Annotated in this window: 12 protein-coding genes and 1 tRNA gene; 6 read left to right on the top strand and 7 right to left on the bottom strand. The window is 69.8% G+C overall.

Features of this window, described 5'->3' with window-relative positions; translation table 11 throughout:
- The first annotated feature begins 640 nt into the window (after positions 1–640).
- A complete protein-coding gene (locus tag ACWGKT_RS04030) occupies positions 641–1927 on the top strand; it encodes a M6 family metalloprotease domain-containing protein (protein ID WP_453272373.1) in 1287 nt (428 codons plus the stop codon).
- Positions 1928–2011: 84 nt separating this feature from the next.
- Positions 2012–3739 (top strand): IclR family transcriptional regulator domain-containing protein, encoded by a 1728-nt coding sequence (locus ACWGKT_RS04025; protein WP_453272372.1) that lies wholly within the window; start codon positions 2012–2014, stop codon positions 3737–3739.
- A 14-nt stretch (positions 3740–3753) separates the two neighbouring features.
- Here the strand turns inward: ACWGKT_RS04025 and ACWGKT_RS04020 are convergent, their stop codons facing one another.
- Both ACWGKT_RS04020 and ACWGKT_RS04015 read right to left on the bottom strand, forming a co-directional pair.
- Complete coding sequence (locus tag ACWGKT_RS04020) at positions 3754–4683, bottom strand: AMP-binding protein (protein ID WP_453272371.1); 930 nt, start codon at positions 4681–4683, stop codon at positions 3754–3756.
- A 150-nt stretch (positions 4684–4833) separates the two neighbouring features.
- Positions 4834–5061, bottom strand: a complete 228-nt coding sequence (locus ACWGKT_RS04015) for a hypothetical protein (RefSeq protein ID WP_453272370.1) — start codon at positions 5059–5061, stop codon at positions 4834–4836.
- A gap of 789 nt (positions 5062–5850) precedes the next feature.
- Here ACWGKT_RS04015 and ACWGKT_RS04010 point away from each other — a divergent pair.
- Positions 5851–5926 (top strand) — tRNA-Arg (locus tag ACWGKT_RS04010).
- A gap of 175 nt (positions 5927–6101) precedes the next feature.
- Here ACWGKT_RS04010 and ACWGKT_RS04005 read toward each other — a convergent pair.
- Both ACWGKT_RS04005 and ACWGKT_RS04000 read right to left on the bottom strand, forming a co-directional pair.
- Positions 6102–7121, bottom strand: coding sequence for a cytochrome c oxidase assembly protein (locus ACWGKT_RS04005; protein ID WP_453272369.1), 1020 nt, complete (start codon positions 7119–7121; stop codon positions 6102–6104).
- Positions 7122–7241: 120 nt separating this feature from the next.
- Positions 7242–8042: an NRAMP family divalent metal transporter gene (locus ACWGKT_RS04000; protein ID WP_453272488.1), complete on the bottom strand. Its 801-nt coding sequence runs from the start codon at positions 8040–8042 to the stop codon at positions 7242–7244.
- Positions 8043–8204: 162 nt separating this feature from the next.
- Here ACWGKT_RS04000 and ACWGKT_RS03995 point away from each other — a divergent pair, with 162 nt between their 5' ends.
- Complete coding sequence (locus tag ACWGKT_RS03995) at positions 8205–8804, top strand: cation transporter (protein WP_453272368.1); 600 nt, start codon at positions 8205–8207, stop codon at positions 8802–8804.
- Between the two features lie 128 nt (positions 8805–8932).
- Positions 8933–10009 carry a magnesium and cobalt transport protein CorA gene (locus ACWGKT_RS03990; RefSeq protein ID WP_453272367.1) on the top strand — a complete coding sequence of 359 codons (1077 nt, stop codon included), beginning with the start codon at positions 8933–8935 and terminating at the stop codon, positions 10007–10009.
- Positions 10010–10824: 815 nt separating this feature from the next.
- Here the strand turns inward: ACWGKT_RS03990 and ACWGKT_RS03985 are convergent.
- From ACWGKT_RS03985 to ACWGKT_RS03975, 3 genes are all read right to left on the bottom strand, one after another.
- A complete protein-coding gene (locus tag ACWGKT_RS03985) occupies positions 10825–11955 on the bottom strand; it encodes a catalase family protein (RefSeq protein ID WP_453272366.1) in 1131 nt (376 codons plus the stop codon).
- Positions 11956–12010: 55 nt separating this feature from the next.
- On the bottom strand, positions 12011–13363 hold the full coding sequence (locus ACWGKT_RS03980; RefSeq protein ID WP_453272365.1) for a Dyp-type peroxidase: 1353 nt from the start codon (positions 13361–13363) through the stop codon (positions 12011–12013).
- Between the two features lie 118 nt (positions 13364–13481).
- Positions 13482–14072 (bottom strand): hypothetical protein, encoded by a 591-nt coding sequence (locus ACWGKT_RS03975; RefSeq protein WP_453272364.1) that lies wholly within the window; start codon positions 14070–14072, stop codon positions 13482–13484.
- Positions 14073–14476: 404 nt separating this feature from the next.
- Between ACWGKT_RS03975 and ACWGKT_RS03970 the strand changes: the two genes are divergently transcribed.
- Positions 14477–15154 carry a GAP family protein gene (locus ACWGKT_RS03970; protein WP_453272363.1) on the top strand — a complete coding sequence of 226 codons (678 nt, stop codon included), beginning with the start codon at positions 14477–14479 and terminating at the stop codon, positions 15152–15154.
- Positions 15155–15271 lie beyond the last annotated feature (117 nt).

Below are 15271 nucleotides of genomic sequence, written 5' to 3'. Positions count from 1 at the left end.
CGCTTCCGGTAGGCGGGGAACCGGTGTCGGGGCGTCCGCTTACGGCGGCCGGGGCATCGGCGTCGGGGCCGTCCGCGTCCCGCGGGCGGAGCATCGACGTCGGGGCCGTCCGCGTCCCGCGGGCGGAGCATCGACGTCGGGGCCGTCCGCGTCCCGCGGGCGGAGCATCGACGTCGGGGCGTCCGCGTCCCGCGGGCGGAGCATCGACGTCGGGGCGTCCGCGTCCCGCGGGCGGAGCATCGACGTCGGGGCGTCCGCGTCCGACCGGCAGGACGCCGACGTCAGGGGGGCCGCGTCCCGCGGGCGCGGTATCGGTGTCGGGCGTCCGTGTCCGACCGGCAGGACGCTGGCGTCGGGGGGCCGCGTCCCGCGGGCAGGACACCGACGTCGGGGCGTTCGAGTCTCGCGGGAGGAGCACCGGCACCGGGGCTTCCGCGTCCCGCGGGAGGAGCACCGGCACCGGGGCGTCCACGTCCCGCGGCGGGACGTCCACTTCCCGCAGGCGGCACCCTGCGCCTTCCTACCCGTGGGAAACCCACGATCGGTCTCTTCCAGCGCGCGCTCGCGCTCCCCTCGACACAGGGTGATCGCAAGGGTGCAGCCGGAGACCGGTGGCTGCCGTGGAGCGAAAGGCCTCTGCATGCCGCCGCAGCCGCTCGCCCGTCGGATACGCCCGCGCCGTGTGGCCGCCCTCGCGTCCGTGACCCTTCTGACCCTCGCGGTCAGCACCTCGGCCGGACCCGGGCACCTCACGGCGGGCCCCAGCGCCACCGGAGCGGGCCCGATCGCCCTCGCCCGCCGCTCCGTCTTCGGCCCCTGCATGATCAGCGGCACCCCCGACGTCCAGATGACGGAGGGCGTCCCCACCCCGGGCGGCTACTCCCGCTCCACCGGCACCGTCCGCGCCCTGACCCTGATGGTCGACTTCTCCGACGCGCCCGGCGAGGGCGACGCGCTCGACCGCTACCGGGAGTTCTTCCCACAGACCCAGGACTGGTTCCACACCGCCTCCTACGGCCGACTCGACTACCGCCCCGAGGCACCGATCCCGCACTGGCTGCGGATGCCGAAGCCGTTCAAGGAGTACGACATACAGCGCGGCGCCCCCTTCGACCCCGGCTACCGCCAGCTCGTCCAGGACATCGTGGCCTCCGCCGACCCCGAGGTGGACTTCCACGCGTACGACCTCGTGAACGTGCTGGTCACCCCGAACGCCGGCCCGTCCGCCCTGGACACCGTCCTGTCCGTGACCTTCGCCGGCAACGCCGAGGCGCCGGTCGCCGACGGCGTCCCCGTCGCGAACGCCTCCTTCGTCTACTCCCGTCAGGACGACGGCTCCGGCACCTTCGACCGGACCGGCTACCGCGTCCTCCCCCACGAGAACGGCCACGTCTTCGGCCTGCCCGACCTGTACACCCAGGACGGCGGGGGCGCGGTCGGCCACTGGGACATCATGAGCGAGGACTGGGGCGCCAACAACGACCTGCTCGGCTGGCACAAGTGGAAGCTGGGCTGGCTGGACGCCAACCAGGTGAGCTGCGCCTCGGCCCGGGGCAGCAAGGAGTACACGCTGACGCCGCTGTACCGGACCGGCGGCCCCAAGCTCGTCTTCGTGCCGATCAGCGACCGCACCGGGTACGCCGTCGAACTGCGCGCTCCCGGCGGCAACGACGAGACCGTCTGCCAGCCCGGCGTCCTGGTGTACCGCGTCGACGCGGACGTGGACACCGGCCAGGGCCCCATCACCGTGTACGACGCCCACCGCCACTCCGGTGGCTGCACCCGCAGCCCCAACGTCCACGCCGAACTCTCCGACGCCCCCTTCACGCCCGGCGAGAGCTTCCAGGACCCGCACACGGGGATCACGATCGAGGTGACGGCGGCGGAACTGGGCGGGGACTACAAGGTGCGGGTGACTCGGCGGTAGGGGCGGCCGCCGGGATTACCTCAGGTAGGCGGCCGGGGCTGGGATTACCGTAGGCATGCCGCAGACGCCGTACCGGAGATTCCGATGCCCGCGAACACCGCACTGGACGCACAGGCCCCGCCGGGAGCCGAGGTGCCGCCGTCCGAGGCGGTCACGCCGCTGATCCGCGGGATCGCCGTGCTGCGGCAGCTCACCGAGGCGGGCGGCACCCTGAGCCCGAGCGCCCTGGAGCGGGCCACCGGCCTCGCGCGTTCCACCGTCGACCGCATCACGGCCACCCTCGCCCGCATGGGATACGTCCGCCTCGACGGCCGGGACGCGGTCCTCGCCCCCCGGGTGATGGAGCTGGGCAACGCCTACCTGGCCGCCCTGCGTCTGCCGGCGCTGCTGGACGCGCGCGCGGACGCGCTGGCCGACGAACTCGACGAGTCCGTGTCCCTCGCGGTCGCCGACCGCGACGGCATCCGCTTCATCCACCAGGCGACCCGCCGCCGCGCGATGTCCTTGAGCTTCCGCATCGGCGACCTGCTCCCCGCCGAACGCACCGCACCCGGCCCGCTGTTCGCGGCCGAGTGGACCGAGGCGGACTGGGCCCGCTGGCACACACGCCGGGCGGCGGACCCACAGGACCGCACCTTCACGGCCGTACCGCCGCGCGAGCATCCGCAGACGCGCGCGGCGGACGCGGTGGACGGGACGGACCACGCGGACTCGGCAGACTCGGCCAACTCTGCGGACCCCGCGAACTCGGCGGACTCGGCGGACTCGGCGGGCGAGGTGTTCGTACGGCAGGCGGCGCGGGCGGCCGCCGACGGCTGGGCGCTGGACGACCAGCTGATCGAGCCGGGCCTGGTGGCGCTGGCCGTCCCCGTACGGGACCCGCACACGGGCGGGATCGCCTGCGCGGCGAGCGTGGTCAGCCACACCAGCCGGCACACCGCGGCGGACCTGCGCGACACCCTGCTCCCCCGGCTGCGCGCGGCGGTGGCCGAGATGGAGGCGGACCTGCGCGACGCGCCGCCCCCGCGGCCCGGTCCTCCCCCGTCCGGCCTGGCGACCTGGACGACGGCGTCCAAGCACGAACTGGGCCGGGACTTCATCGAGTCCCTGGCCCGCGGCCTCACCGTCCTGACCGCCTTCGGCGAGGGCCGTTCGGCGCTCACCCTGACGGAGGTGGCGAAGGCGACGGGGCTGGCGCGGGCGACGGCCCGCCGCGCGCTGATCACCTACGAGTACCTGGGCCTGGTGACCGCGGCGCCCGACCGCACGTTCACCCTCACCCCCCGGGTCCTCTCCCTGGGCTTCGCACCCATGGCCCGTACGACACTCCCCCGGCTGGCGGCCCCGCACCTGCGCGCCCTGGCGGACCGCCTGAACGAGCCGGTGTCCCTGGCGGTCCTGACGGACTCGGGAACCGGCCAGGAGATCCAGTACACGGCCAGGGCCACGACGGCCCGGGTCCTCACGGTCGACATCACGGTGGGCACGCGCCTGCCCGCCGACGCGACTTCCCTCGGCCGCGTGCTCCTGGCGGACGCCCCGGGCCCGCTCCCCGACCCGCTCGCGGAGGCCCGCGCGCGGGGCTACGCCCTGGTGGACGAGGAGCTGGAGTCCGGCCTCCGCGCGATCGCGGTACCGGTCCGCGACCGCACGGGCAGGGCGGTCGCGGCGGTGAACGTGGCCACGCATGCGGCCCGCCGCTCCCTTGAGGACTGCGTGACGACGGTACTGCCGGAGCTGGCGGACACGGCCGCGCACATCCAGTCCGACCTCGGGACGGCGTCGCGCTTCACTGCGGTGCCGCCGGCGTGACGAGCTAGGAGCCTTCAGCGCCCTCCGTGACCAGGGTCCGCAGGGCACTCCTGTCGGTCTTCCCGTCGGCATTGAGGGGGAGCGAATCCAGGTGGAGGAAGCGGCGCGGTACGAGGTGGAGCGGCAGCGTCGTCCAGCCGCCCCAGGTGGACCAGCTGCCCGTCCTCGACGCTCACCCGGTCTCCGGTACGGAAGTAGCGCTCGGGGCCGGGCCGCCCGGTACCTGTGTGGTCCAGGAAGCGGCCGGTGCCGTCCCGCGGATCGAGATAGCCGTCGAACCGCTGGGGCCCGCGCACGCACAGCTCGCCCGTCTCCTCGACGACCAGCGAGTCCAGGTGGGCGAACGCGCCCGATGGGCACCGTGCCGTTGGAGGTGCGGGGTCACCGCGCCGGATCCCGGGGCAACTGGAACGCGGCGCAGCGATGGCGACTTCGCTGGGCCCGTAGCCGTCGTCGATGCGAGCGTGCGGTGCGGTGTCGTGCCACATCCGCGCCTGACCGTAGGTGAGCTGTTCGCCGCCGAAGTGGCTGTGGCGCAGCTCGGTCGCCCGGTTCTCCGTCCCCTCCGCCATCTCCGTGAGCGCCCAGCTCGGGCAGCTGCCCACCGGACGGCCGGCGCCCCAGGTGACGAACAGGTCGTAGACCGAGGGATCGAAGGTGAGATCGAAGGTGTGCGACATACGACAGCTCGGACCGACCCCGAACCGCACGATGCTGTGCTCGATGAACGGCACGACCTGCCGCTGGGCGATCGGTATGCCCTTGGGCCGACCGGTGGTACCGGAGGTGAAAAGAACGTAGGCGAGCCGGTCGCCACCACCGGCACCCGCGTCGCCCGCCTCGTACGAAAGCAGACGCCCGCGGGGGATCGCGCCGAAGAGCGGCCAGATACCCGGCGAAGGCCGGCACAGTGCCCCGGGCGGCGAACAACCCGACCCGAGCAACCGAAGGTTGCGCGTCCCGGATCATCTCGGCGACCACGTCGGAGAGATCCCTCAGCTGAGGGTAGGTCAGCGTGCGTTCGGAGAACTCGGCGGCGGGGGCACCGGGTTGCCGCCCGACGGTATCGGCGAGGAGCGCGTACAGACTGCCGCTCACGCCTCGCCCTCCTCGGACACATCGGACCGGAACTCGTAGAGGACATAGTCGATGTTCAACTCCCCACCCAAGATCCCGGTACCGGGCGCATCGATGGCAAGCCGTAACACCTCCCGCCCATACACGGCCCCCACGGATCCCGCCGCCGCGGCCAGCTCCATCAACCGCGAACTGTTCCCCAGGGCCTCACTGAACCCGAGGAACACCCGGGCGCCATCGGCCATGTGCCGGCGTACGCCGTCGAACTACCTACGGTGCGCGTCGTAACCGGCATCGAGAACGGCGCAGTCGAGCGGAGTCTCGTAAGGATGGTCGGCCGGAGCTTCGACAAAGGGAGAATTCCAATAAACGAGGTCAAAGGTCTCGGCACCCCCGAGATCCCGGAGATCCCGGAGAAGAGATCACTCCGCAGGACGGTGACACGGTCGGTTCTCCACCGCTGCCGGACTGATGTCCAGGGCACAGACCCGAGAGCACGCGTTCAACGCGACGGTGACGGCGGTGACCCCCGCGCCACAACCCACTTCGAGGAAGGAGTCGGCCTCCTCGTACAGCAGCCAGGAAGTGAACAGCCGAGTGGCGATCGCGTTCCCCGGCCACACGTCGGGAAGCAGAGTCCACTCCCGATCCAATGCCGTGAAGCTGACCCCCGGGGACCGCTCCCGGTACCGCGCCAGGTCCCACAACCCCACTTCATAACCGAACGTACTCACGCGTCTCCCCCGCCTTGACCGGGCCCGGCCGCCAGGTGGCCCACCCCACTCACGGAAACGTCACGCCGACCGCACCACACAACCGACCCCGCGCCACCTCACCGGACAAACCCCCCGCCCTGACCCCACCCGACGCCCAACCCGCCCAACGCTGCGGCCGCCGCACCACCAGCCGCTACACTGTGGTCGGTGGCATAGCTGCACCCCAGCCCTGCCACCGCAACACGGCCGGAATCCTGCCTACCAAGGCCCGCCATCCAGGCACCAAGGTCAGACACGTTCCCGACCCATCCCAGCCTTGCCTTCGTAGCTCAGGGGATAGAGCACCGCTCTCCTAAAGCGGGTGTCGCAGGTTCGAATCCTGCCGGGGGCACCACAAAATTGCAGGTCAGCGCAGTAAAGGCCTTCCAGGGAACCACCCTGGAAGGCCTGTGGGTGCGGAATGGGAACGTCCTGGGAACATTGAACTGCGCATCAGTCGCACTTCGGACATTCCTTAACGATCTCAAGGAAGGTCCCCGTCTCTACGGCCAGACGAGCCTGGGTGCAGATCAGGCGTCCCCTTGCTGACGTCGGATCCTGGCGGCCACGTCGTTCTGTTCCGTCTCCCACCAGGGACGTACCCGTTCAAGGGCCGGTACCGGGGGATGGTCCGCCGTGGGCGCGGGAACGACGACGGCGAGTTCGGCGTCCAGGCGGCGGTCCAGCGCCGCGGTCTGAGCCCGCTCGGCGCGCGCCCACTGGAACAGGATCGCCAGCAGGAAGGGCAGCGCGACGAGTTCGGCGATGCTGAGCATCGCGCCGCCACCGAGCTGCTGGTCGTGCTGGACGTCCGGGGACCAGGTCGGCGCGTGGTGCAGGTACCAGGCACCCGCGATCAGCGTGCCGTGCGTCATGACGACGACGCCGGGGACCGCGTCGACGATGCCGTCCAGGAACACCAGTCCTGCGCGCACCGGGTGCGTGCACCAGGCCGGCAGCGCCTCTTCGTCGGTCAGCACTGGTACGACGAACAGGCAGCCGGCCGCCAGCAGGTGCAGATACATGAGCTCGTGCAGCCAGCCGACGCGCAGGGCGGTTTCGAAGTACGGCGTGAAGTACACCGTCAGCTCGGTGGCCAGCACCAGGGCCGTACTGACCAAGGGGAACGTCAGCAGCCGCACCAGGCGGCCGGCCATGGCCCGGCGAACCCGCCCGGCGGCGCCCTCCGCCAGCGTCTCCACCGCCAGCCGCAGCGGGTCGCCCAAGGCGAGGCCCAGGGGTGTGACGAGGTCGAGGAGGATGTTCTGCACGGCTGCCGGCCAGAACAGCACGTGGTCGTAGACGGCCAGGGCGGACATCGTGGCCACGACCAGTCCGCCCAGGCCGAGCAGCGCGAAGGCGACGACACGGGCGGGCGGCCAGGGCGCGCCCAGGCGGCGGACCCGCACAACGCCCCAGCCGTAGAGCGCGCCCAGGGCGACGACCAGTAGCAGCGCGGGGACGTCCAACTGCCACGTGGACAACAGACGCCCTGTGGTCAGCTCGGGGAGCTGACCGGCCGACAGTTCGGTCACCGCGTGACCAGCCATGCAGATCGTCCTCCTTCGGCTCCGCGCAGAAGAGCCGGCTCAGGTCTACAGCGGGACGCTAGTCTCCGGCGGCGGCAAGCCGGGCATGGAGGCGCCGCACGCCGGGGTGAAATCCCGGGATCAGGCGAGACCGAACCAGCCGAGGACCGTCTGGACGAGCAGGATGGTGGACATGGCGGCGACGCCGACGACCACGGCGGTGGCGGCGATGCGGTATCGCGGGCCGTTGGCAGCCTGGCCGAGGACGGAGCGGCGGTTGGTCAGGACCAGCAGGTAGACCAGGACGATCGGGCTGATCAGGCCCTGCAGGACCTGGGTGCCGATCAGCAGCTGGATGACGTCGACCGGGGTCATGGCCACCGTGGCTCCGAGCACGATCTGGGCGGTGAACAGGCCCAGGAACAGCGGGGCGTCGCGGAAGCTGCGGGAGACGGAGCGTTCCACGCCCGCTGCCTCTCCTATGGCGTAGCTGGCGGAGAGCGGGACGACGGCCCCTGCCAGGGCTGAGACGCCGATCAGACCGAGGGCGAAGAGCAGTTCGGCGTTCTGGCCGACGACCGGTTTGAGGGCTTCGGCGGCCTGGGCGGCAGAGCCCAGCGGGCCGGTGCCGCCGATGGCGGAGGCGGTGGCGGTGGCGGTGGCGGTGGCGGTGGCGGTGGCGGTGGCGATGATGATCGTCAGGCTGATGACACAGGCGAAGACCGCACCGAGGATGGCGTCGGCGCGGATCAGCGGGTAGTCGGCGGGCTTGGCGCCGCGGTCGACGACGCCCGCTGCGGCGTAGAACTGCATGTACGGGCTGACCGTCGTACCGATCAACGCGACCGCCAGCAGGATGAAGTCCTTGCTCGGCTCCATGTGCGGGACCACCAGGTGGTGGCCGACGGCGCCCCAGTCGGGGTGGCCGAGGATCATCGCGATCGGGTAGGCGAAGAACGCGCCCCGGCCGACCTTCCCAACCCCATGACCGGCCCTTGACCTGCACGCTACGGAACGGAGACCGAGTCGGTCGTCTCTATCTCCGGCTCCCCCTCCACCGCCGCGCGGGCGCGGTTGCGGAGGCAGGTCTGCGAGGATTTCGCAATGACCAGCATCGACGACGCCGCCCGCCGGACGCTTGTCCGCCGCGGCTTCGCCCTGGAGTACACCACCCTCAGCTGGAACGTGATCGGCATCGTCGTGCTCGCCGTCGCCGCCTTGTCGGCGCGGTCCGTGGCGCTGGCCGGGTTCGGTCTGGACTCCCTGATCGAGATCGGCGCCTCCACCGTGGTGATCTGGGAGCTGTCCGGCACCGGCGAGGACCGCCAGCGCCGTGCGCTGAAGCTGATCGGTGTCGGCTTCGGGCTCCTGGCGGCGTACCTGCTGGTGCAGTCCACCTGGGTGCTGGCAACCGGCTTCCGGCCCCACCACTCACCGCTGGGCATCGGCTGGACCGCAGTGACGGCCGCGGTGATGTTCGCGCTCGCCGCCGGCAAGGCACGCACCGGCGCCGCCCTGGACAACCCGGTGCTGAAGACCGAGGGTCGGGTCACCCTGATCGACGGCCTGCTGGCCGCCGCCGTGCTGCTCGGGCTCCTGCTGAATTCCCTGGCCGGCCTGTGGTGGGCCGACCCTGCCGCCGGATACGTCCTGGTCTACTACGCGCTGCGCGAGGTCAAGGAGATCTTCTCCGGCGAGCACTGACGGCCTGGACCGGCCGACGGCACGCTTCACGACCGACGCTGCCGGTGAACAGCGCCACCGCGCCTCACCCCCGCTTTACCGTCCCCTGGCACACTGTCCGGACCCGGACCGGTGAAGGAGAATCCCGCATGTCGATGGTCGGCAACCTGCGCAAGGTCACCAGCCTGACCCGGCGCAGCCGCCGCCGCGTGGACCTCAGCCACCCTGCCCGCTCCCCGCTCGGCTCCTCCGTCGTCAACTGCGTCCTCTACCGCGACGGCGTCCGCCAGCCCGCCACGGAAACGGTCGAGGAAGCCGTCCGGCAGGTACGCAAGCACGGCCACGACTTCGTGTGGCTGGGCCTGCACGAGCCCACCGAGACCGAGTTCGCCCGCGTCGCCGAGCTGTTCGACCTGCACCCGCTCGCCGTCGAGGACGCCGTACAGGCCCACCAGCGGCCCAAGCTGGAGCAGTACGGCGACGTCCTGTTCGCGGTCTTCAAGACCGTCACCTACGTCGAGCACGAGCAGCTGACCGCCACCAGCGAGGTCGTCGACACCGGCGAGATCATGGTCTTCACCGGCCCGATCATGGTCTTCACCGGCCCCGACTTCGTCGTCACCGTCCGCCACGGCCGCCACGGCTCGCTCGGCCCCCTGCGCGAGGAACTGGAAGCCGATCCCGAGCAACTGGCCAAAGGCCCCTCGGCCGTACTGCACGCCATCGCCGACCACGTCGTCGACGACTACGTCACCGTCACCGACGCCGTCCAGGAAGACATCGACGAGGTCGAGACCGAGGTCTTCTCCCCGAAAGGGGGTCAGACCGCGGACGCCGGCCGCATCTACCAGCTCAAGCGCGAACTCCTCGAACTGAAGCGAGCCGTGGTCCCCCTCGCCCGCCCGCTGGAGACGCTCTCCACCACGCCACTTCGCGCCGTCGACGCCGGCATACGGGCCTACTTCCGCGACGTCGCCGACCACCAGGCCCGCGTAACGGACCAGATCACAGGCTTCGACGCCCTGATCGACTCCATCCTCCAGGCCCACCTCGCACAGGTCGCCGTCGCCCAGAACGACGACGCCCGCAAGATCACCGCCTGGGCCGCGATCATCGCCGTACCCACCATGGTGTGCGGCGTCTACGGCATGAACTTCGACCACATGCCCGAACTCCGCTGGCGCTTCGGCTACCCCCTCGTCCTCGGCGTCATCGCCGTCGCCTGACTCCTCCTCCACCGCGGCTTCAAGCGCAACGGATGGCTGTGAGACAGGGCGAGTTGAGCGGCCCGTGACCCGCTGGTTCTGCAAGCAGAGCGGCTACGTCGACGCGCCAGAGATTTGCCCGAACATCCTCTGCGAACTGGCTTCGCAGATCAGCCGAGCCGCTAACCTGTGCGCAGCGGCCCGACAGGGCGTGCGCAGACAGCCAGAGGCCCCTATCCCTTGACGGGGCGGGGCCTTTGTCGTCCCCAAAGGGTCTGCGGTGCTCACCGCTTCGACGACCGCAGCTGAGCTCAGCCGACTCCCCCGCCCGCGTTCCCAGGGGCTTGTGAAGGCCCCTCATGGGAACGTCATGGGAACGGAAGGCCATGTAAAGACAGGGAACGATCGGACGGGGACGCAAGACCGCACCCCGCTGACCAGCAGGAACGGCGAATCCAGGGAAAGGCCATCACAGACAGGGCAAGCTATAGACCCTCTCCTAAAGCGGGTGTCGCAGGTTCGAATCCTGCCGGGGGCACAGCGCACTACTGCTCTGACCTGCATCGGAGCATCAGAAAGGCCCCTCGGAGTCACTCTCCGAGGGGCCTTTTGACCTTCCATGGGAACGCGCCGTCGGCGAGGCAGAGCTTGGCGCCCACTCTGACCGAGCTCCCACATCACCGAACTGACCCGAGGTGCAGATGCCTGAGGCCCGGGTGGAAGGCCTGCGGATCATCGCTGAAGAGAAGGCGTGGCTCGCCGAACGCCCAGGCCGGAACGTGATGTTCTCTCTGACTCGATACAGAAAGCCGGGATTGTGGCCGCACCGGTCGGCTTCATTGGGCCGGACCGAGTACCTCGTCGGCGCTGCGCGGCTCTGTGCGCGGCTGCTGATTGAGCTTGTGGCGCGCGATGGAGGATCGCCGGTAGACCTCCTTGCGGGCCCGCATGATGTTTCCCAGGGGCGCGTGCTCGGCGGTGACCCGCCAGGGCGTGAAGGACAGTGCGTCCATCTTCTCGAGATTCTCCGGCTCGGAGATGTCCTGCTGCGGTAGCCGTAGCTTGGCCACGGTGACGGACGGGGAGAGTTGCTCGGGCCACTCCACGGTGGTGTCCTCCACCGGCATGCGCTCCAGGTCGGTGCAGAGCTGGACCTGGATGTCGAAGGCGTAGGGCCGCTCCTGCAGCTCGGCCTGCAGGGCCGGTCGAAAGACCTCCACTCCCGAGGTCGGGTCGATGGTGCGTCGGACCACCGCGGCGGCGGAGGACAGGTCGGGGGTGATGCGCACCTTGGCGATGTAGTCCCCATGTCGGACCGCGCCCATGGTCCAGTAGCTCGACAGCAGCAGGTTTGCCGGAGGGGTCTTTGCCAGGCGCAGGAAGGCCAGGAACTCGTCCCACGCCCAGTTGTCCTGGTCCAGCGTTCCCTTTCCGGTCACGAATTCGGCGTAGAAACGATGTGCGCCGGGCCGGCCCTTAGAGAAGTAGGACGGGGCGTTCAGGAACAGTTCCTGGATGAACAGGTAGTGCTCGACTGTGTTGCAGAAGAAGACCGGTCCGTTGATGTTGGCGTAGTCGAAGGTGCCTGTGTCCGGTTCGTCTTCCAGCAGGGTGGGGCCGGGGATGCCGAACATCTTCAGCGCCAGTCCGGTGGCGGCGCCCAGTCGCGCGTCGGCTCCGGCGTGGGGCGAGCCGTTGGAGAAGCGGATGAGGGCGTCGTGGGTTCCCGGGGTCGCGTAGATGCCTTGGGCGTACTCGGGGGGCAGCCCGTCCAAGATCTCCACGTCCCCCCGGACCAGCCCGTAGCCCTTGGCGTGAGCGTCTCGGAGGGCCCGGCCGGTGCCACCGGCCTCGACCGACTCGGCGATATAGCTCTCGGTCTTTTCGATCACCGTCTGCACGTTCTGGTCGAAGTGCGGATCGTCATCTTCGACATCCGGCGTGTAGCGGACGAACTGTGCTGCCATGACCTCGACCTCTCCTCGGAGAGCGTGACCGGACCTCAGGGTGTGGGAATCGCCGTCAGCCCTCCAGTTCCGCGAGCCAGCGCAGGGCACGCAGGCCCGGCACGAAGCAGTACTCACCGCCGCGGGTGACCACGAAGCTGGGCAGGTTCTGCAGACGGCGCCGGACCGGCTTCTCGGGGATGGTGACGCTGCCGGTTCCGCCGTGATGCCCGGCCACCGGGTCCTTCTCGCCGGGGTAGCCGATGAAGTTGCCGTCGTTGACCCACTCGGCCTTGATGAACTCGAACTGCCGTTCCAGATGGGCCCCGAGGAAGACTCCGACCAGACCCCGGTCGGCGCCGTCGTCCTCCAGCACACCCTCGGGCAGCGGCGGCCCGTAGGTAGTGCCGCGGCGGATGAGGCGGTGCATCCGTGCGTCGCCGATGATGGTGGAATCGCGGGGGTTGGTGCGCCGGATGTGCGCACCGGCGGGGCACCGGTACCCTCGGTCGTCGTTCTCCCGGTACAGGAAGTTGTTGACGCGGTGTGGATCGGCCGCCAGCTCCGGATCATCGTGCTCCGGCGTCAGCGTCAGCGGCGCCCCGCTGGGCCAGCGCCCGACCATCTTCGCCGCCAACAGGGCCTCCTCCTCGGCGCTGGAGCTGTTCGCGCGCAGGTACCGGCGCCAGGCCGCCACGTTGGTGTGGATCTTGCGAACGGCCGCGTAGGTCCCGTTGCGTCCCAGCACGTCCGGGCTGGGCATGGGCGGCGGGTTCCCGGTTTCGTCGGGGTAGCCGAGGATGAACTCGCCTGCCTTGAGAGGCGCTTCCTGCGGGTTGGAGCCGGGCAGTCCGACACCCTCGATGTTCGGATGGCTGATGCCGTCACGGAAACCGAAGGTGGTGCGGCCGGTCGGGAGCTGGTGGACGTCCTGCTGCCAGATCACCCGGACACCGGGTGTGTCCTCGTAGGCGACACGGGCCCGCTCCAGCTCCTTGTCCAGCTGCGCCGCATCGGACGAGAGGGCACTCAACGCGATGTGGACATCGCCCGTTCCGAACGGTGCCTCCCAGTGGGCCGGCGCACTCTCGCCCACGTCGCCGATCAGCTCCGCCCGAGCGGCCATGCCCTCACGAAACGCCTGCGGAAAGCTGTCCAGCGACTCCTGGGGCACACCCAGAGCTCTCAGCCCCTGGTAGGTGAACGCCACAGCGACCCAGGCATCCTGGCTCCGGTCCGCGCTGGGCAGACCACTCGAGGTGACCGGGAGCAGCCGCCGCAGCAGGGCGCGCCCTGCCTGGCGGTCATCGACGTGCAGGAAGATGAACTTTCCCTCGTAGGGCACGGGCCGTGGACGCAGGGCCCCGCTCTGGACGTCGTCGATCTCGATGCGCACGTCGGCCGCACTGCTGCTGTCCGCGGTGTTCATGGTCGCCCTGTGCCTCCACATCGGTCTCTGCCTGGGCAGCCCTCCAATGGCTGACAGGCACCAGCCGACGCGGTTCACCGATGGTGGGTCGGCTCTGAGGGTTGGTTGTGTCCGGGTTCTAGGCCGAGGCTTCTTCCAGCAGCTTCTGGAAGGCAGGCGTGGCCACCAACTCCGCGTTGGCCGGGTTGTCCAGCGCCGCGCGGAACTCGGGGGTGTCCAGCACCGCTTGGAACGCCTCGCTCACGCGCTGGTCCTTCCAGACCTGCTGAACGGTCAGATCGGGATAGGAACTGACGAAGACTCCCGCAGGCGCCTGGTGGGAGATGAACCAGTCCTTCACCCCCGGATCTTTGACGCCGGGGAACCCTTCGGTGTGTGAGAAGACCTTGTCGAAGCGGTCCCCGACTTCCGTCTGGGCGAAGTCATCGATGTAGGTGTCCCAGGAGCCGTCGAAGACGCTGGCGAACATGTGCCGGGTGTCGTTGTCGAAGATCACGTGCCGTGCGTCGTGCAGGGTGCCGATCTGGCGCAAGGCCGCATGGACCCTCTCGTCATTCGTCGCGTCGGCGAGCATGGCGAGATCCTCCCGCAGCGCATCCGCATGGCCCGGCTTGATCTCGGTGAAGACGGTGAACTCGTTGCAGACCCCGTCCGACCTGCCCGGGCGCTCGGGGTGAGCTGATTGGGTTGCACCTGTCGTCGCAGTCATCGTGAGATTCTCCTGCCACGGATCGGTGTGAGGGTCGCCCAGCGCTCGGACATGCGGCGCCATCGCCCTCACATATCAATCCTCACTGCGGATGCGCTGCCTCGCATCTTCGCCCCTGCACCTGGGCTCACCTGGGCGGATCCTCGGCAAGCTCCAGCACCGCGAGGTGATCACTTCATGATTCCCCCACCAGCGCCGATCACGTTTCCTGCCGCGTCGGCACCACGGGTGCGGCAGGCCCATGCGGGGGGCCTCGCGTCCGGAGAACCTCCCGAGGACAGATCTGGCCCGGCACAGGAAGATGGAATGGGGAGTGCCGGGGACGTCGTCACCTTCTGGGGCTGCCACTGCCGCCAAGTACTTGCTCCATCGGATCGCCACCCTCACGCCCACAGGAGGCAACCATGGGCGCAGTTCTCGGCGACATACTGGGTTTCGCGGCCGCCGTCGCGATCAGCCCCCTCCCGATCATCGCCCTCATCCTCATACTCGCCACGCCTCGGGGACGGCTCAACGGCCCCCTCTTCACCATCGGCTGGATCCTGGGACTCTCGGCGCTGGGCGCGGTGATGCTGGCGATCGCTTCCCCCGCAAGTGCCTCCGCCCACAACCACCCGGCCACCTGGGTGGGAGCCCTCAAGCTCGCTCTGGGCGTGTTCCTCGTCCTCTTCGGCGCCCGGCTGTGGCGCCGGCGCCCGAAGGATCCCTCGCAAGCCCAGCTGCCGAAGTGGATGGGCGCGATCGACCGCCTCACGCCGGTCAAGGTCTTCGGACTCGGACTGGCCTTGGCCGCGCTCAACGCCAAGAACGCACCGCTGACCATCGCCGCGGCCGCCTCCATCGGCTCAGCCGGACTGCCGGTCGGGCAACAGATCGCATCGCTGGCAATCTTCGTCCTGATCGCCACCCTCGGCCTGCTGGCCCCGCTGGGAGTTTTTCTCATCGGGGGAGAGCGAGCCAAGACCACGCTCAGCAACTGGAAAGAGTGGGCAGCTCAGCACAATGTCGCCGTGATGGCCGTCCTGTTCTTCGTTCTCGGGTTGAAACTCCTCGGAGACGGCATCTCCATCCTCACCTCCTGAGAGGTTCGGCCACGCGCGACACCGAGGATGCCGGCGAGCCCGGCCATGCCGTCGTCTCAGTTTCCGTTCATTCACACTGTCCGGTGCGGTCATCGTGCTGATCTCCTTCAAAGACTT

Source organism: Streptomyces sp. NPDC054794 (assembly GCF_053611585.1).
This window is presented reverse-complemented; position numbering and strand designations above follow the sequence as displayed.

Coding starts and splice junctions, on each gene's coding strand:
- ACWGKT_RS04030 (WP_453272373.1), top strand. CDS start 641: ATGCCGCCGCAGCCGCTCGCCCGTCGGATACGCCCGCGCCGTGTGGCC.
- ACWGKT_RS04025 (WP_453272372.1), top strand. CDS start 2,012: ATGCCCGCGAACACCGCACTGGACGCACAGGCCCCGCCGGGAGCCGAG.
- ACWGKT_RS04015 (WP_453272370.1), bottom strand. CDS start 5,061: ATGGCCGATGGCGCCCGGGTGTTCCTCGGGTTCAGTGAGGCCCTGGGG.
- ACWGKT_RS04005 (WP_453272369.1), bottom strand. CDS start 7,121: ATGGCTGGTCACGCGGTGACCGAACTGTCGGCCGGTCAGCTCCCCGAG.
- ACWGKT_RS03995 (WP_453272368.1), top strand. CDS start 8,205: ATGACCAGCATCGACGACGCCGCCCGCCGGACGCTTGTCCGCCGCGGC.
- ACWGKT_RS03990 (WP_453272367.1), top strand. CDS start 8,933: ATGTCGATGGTCGGCAACCTGCGCAAGGTCACCAGCCTGACCCGGCGC.
- ACWGKT_RS03985 (WP_453272366.1), bottom strand. CDS start 11,955: ATGGCAGCACAGTTCGTCCGCTACACGCCGGATGTCGAAGATGACGAT.
- ACWGKT_RS03980 (WP_453272365.1), bottom strand. CDS start 13,363: ATGAACACCGCGGACAGCAGCAGTGCGGCCGACGTGCGCATCGAGATC.
- ACWGKT_RS03975 (WP_453272364.1), bottom strand. CDS start 14,072: ATGACTGCGACGACAGGTGCAACCCAATCAGCTCACCCCGAGCGCCCG.
- ACWGKT_RS03970 (WP_453272363.1), top strand. CDS start 14,477: ATGGGCGCAGTTCTCGGCGACATACTGGGTTTCGCGGCCGCCGTCGCG.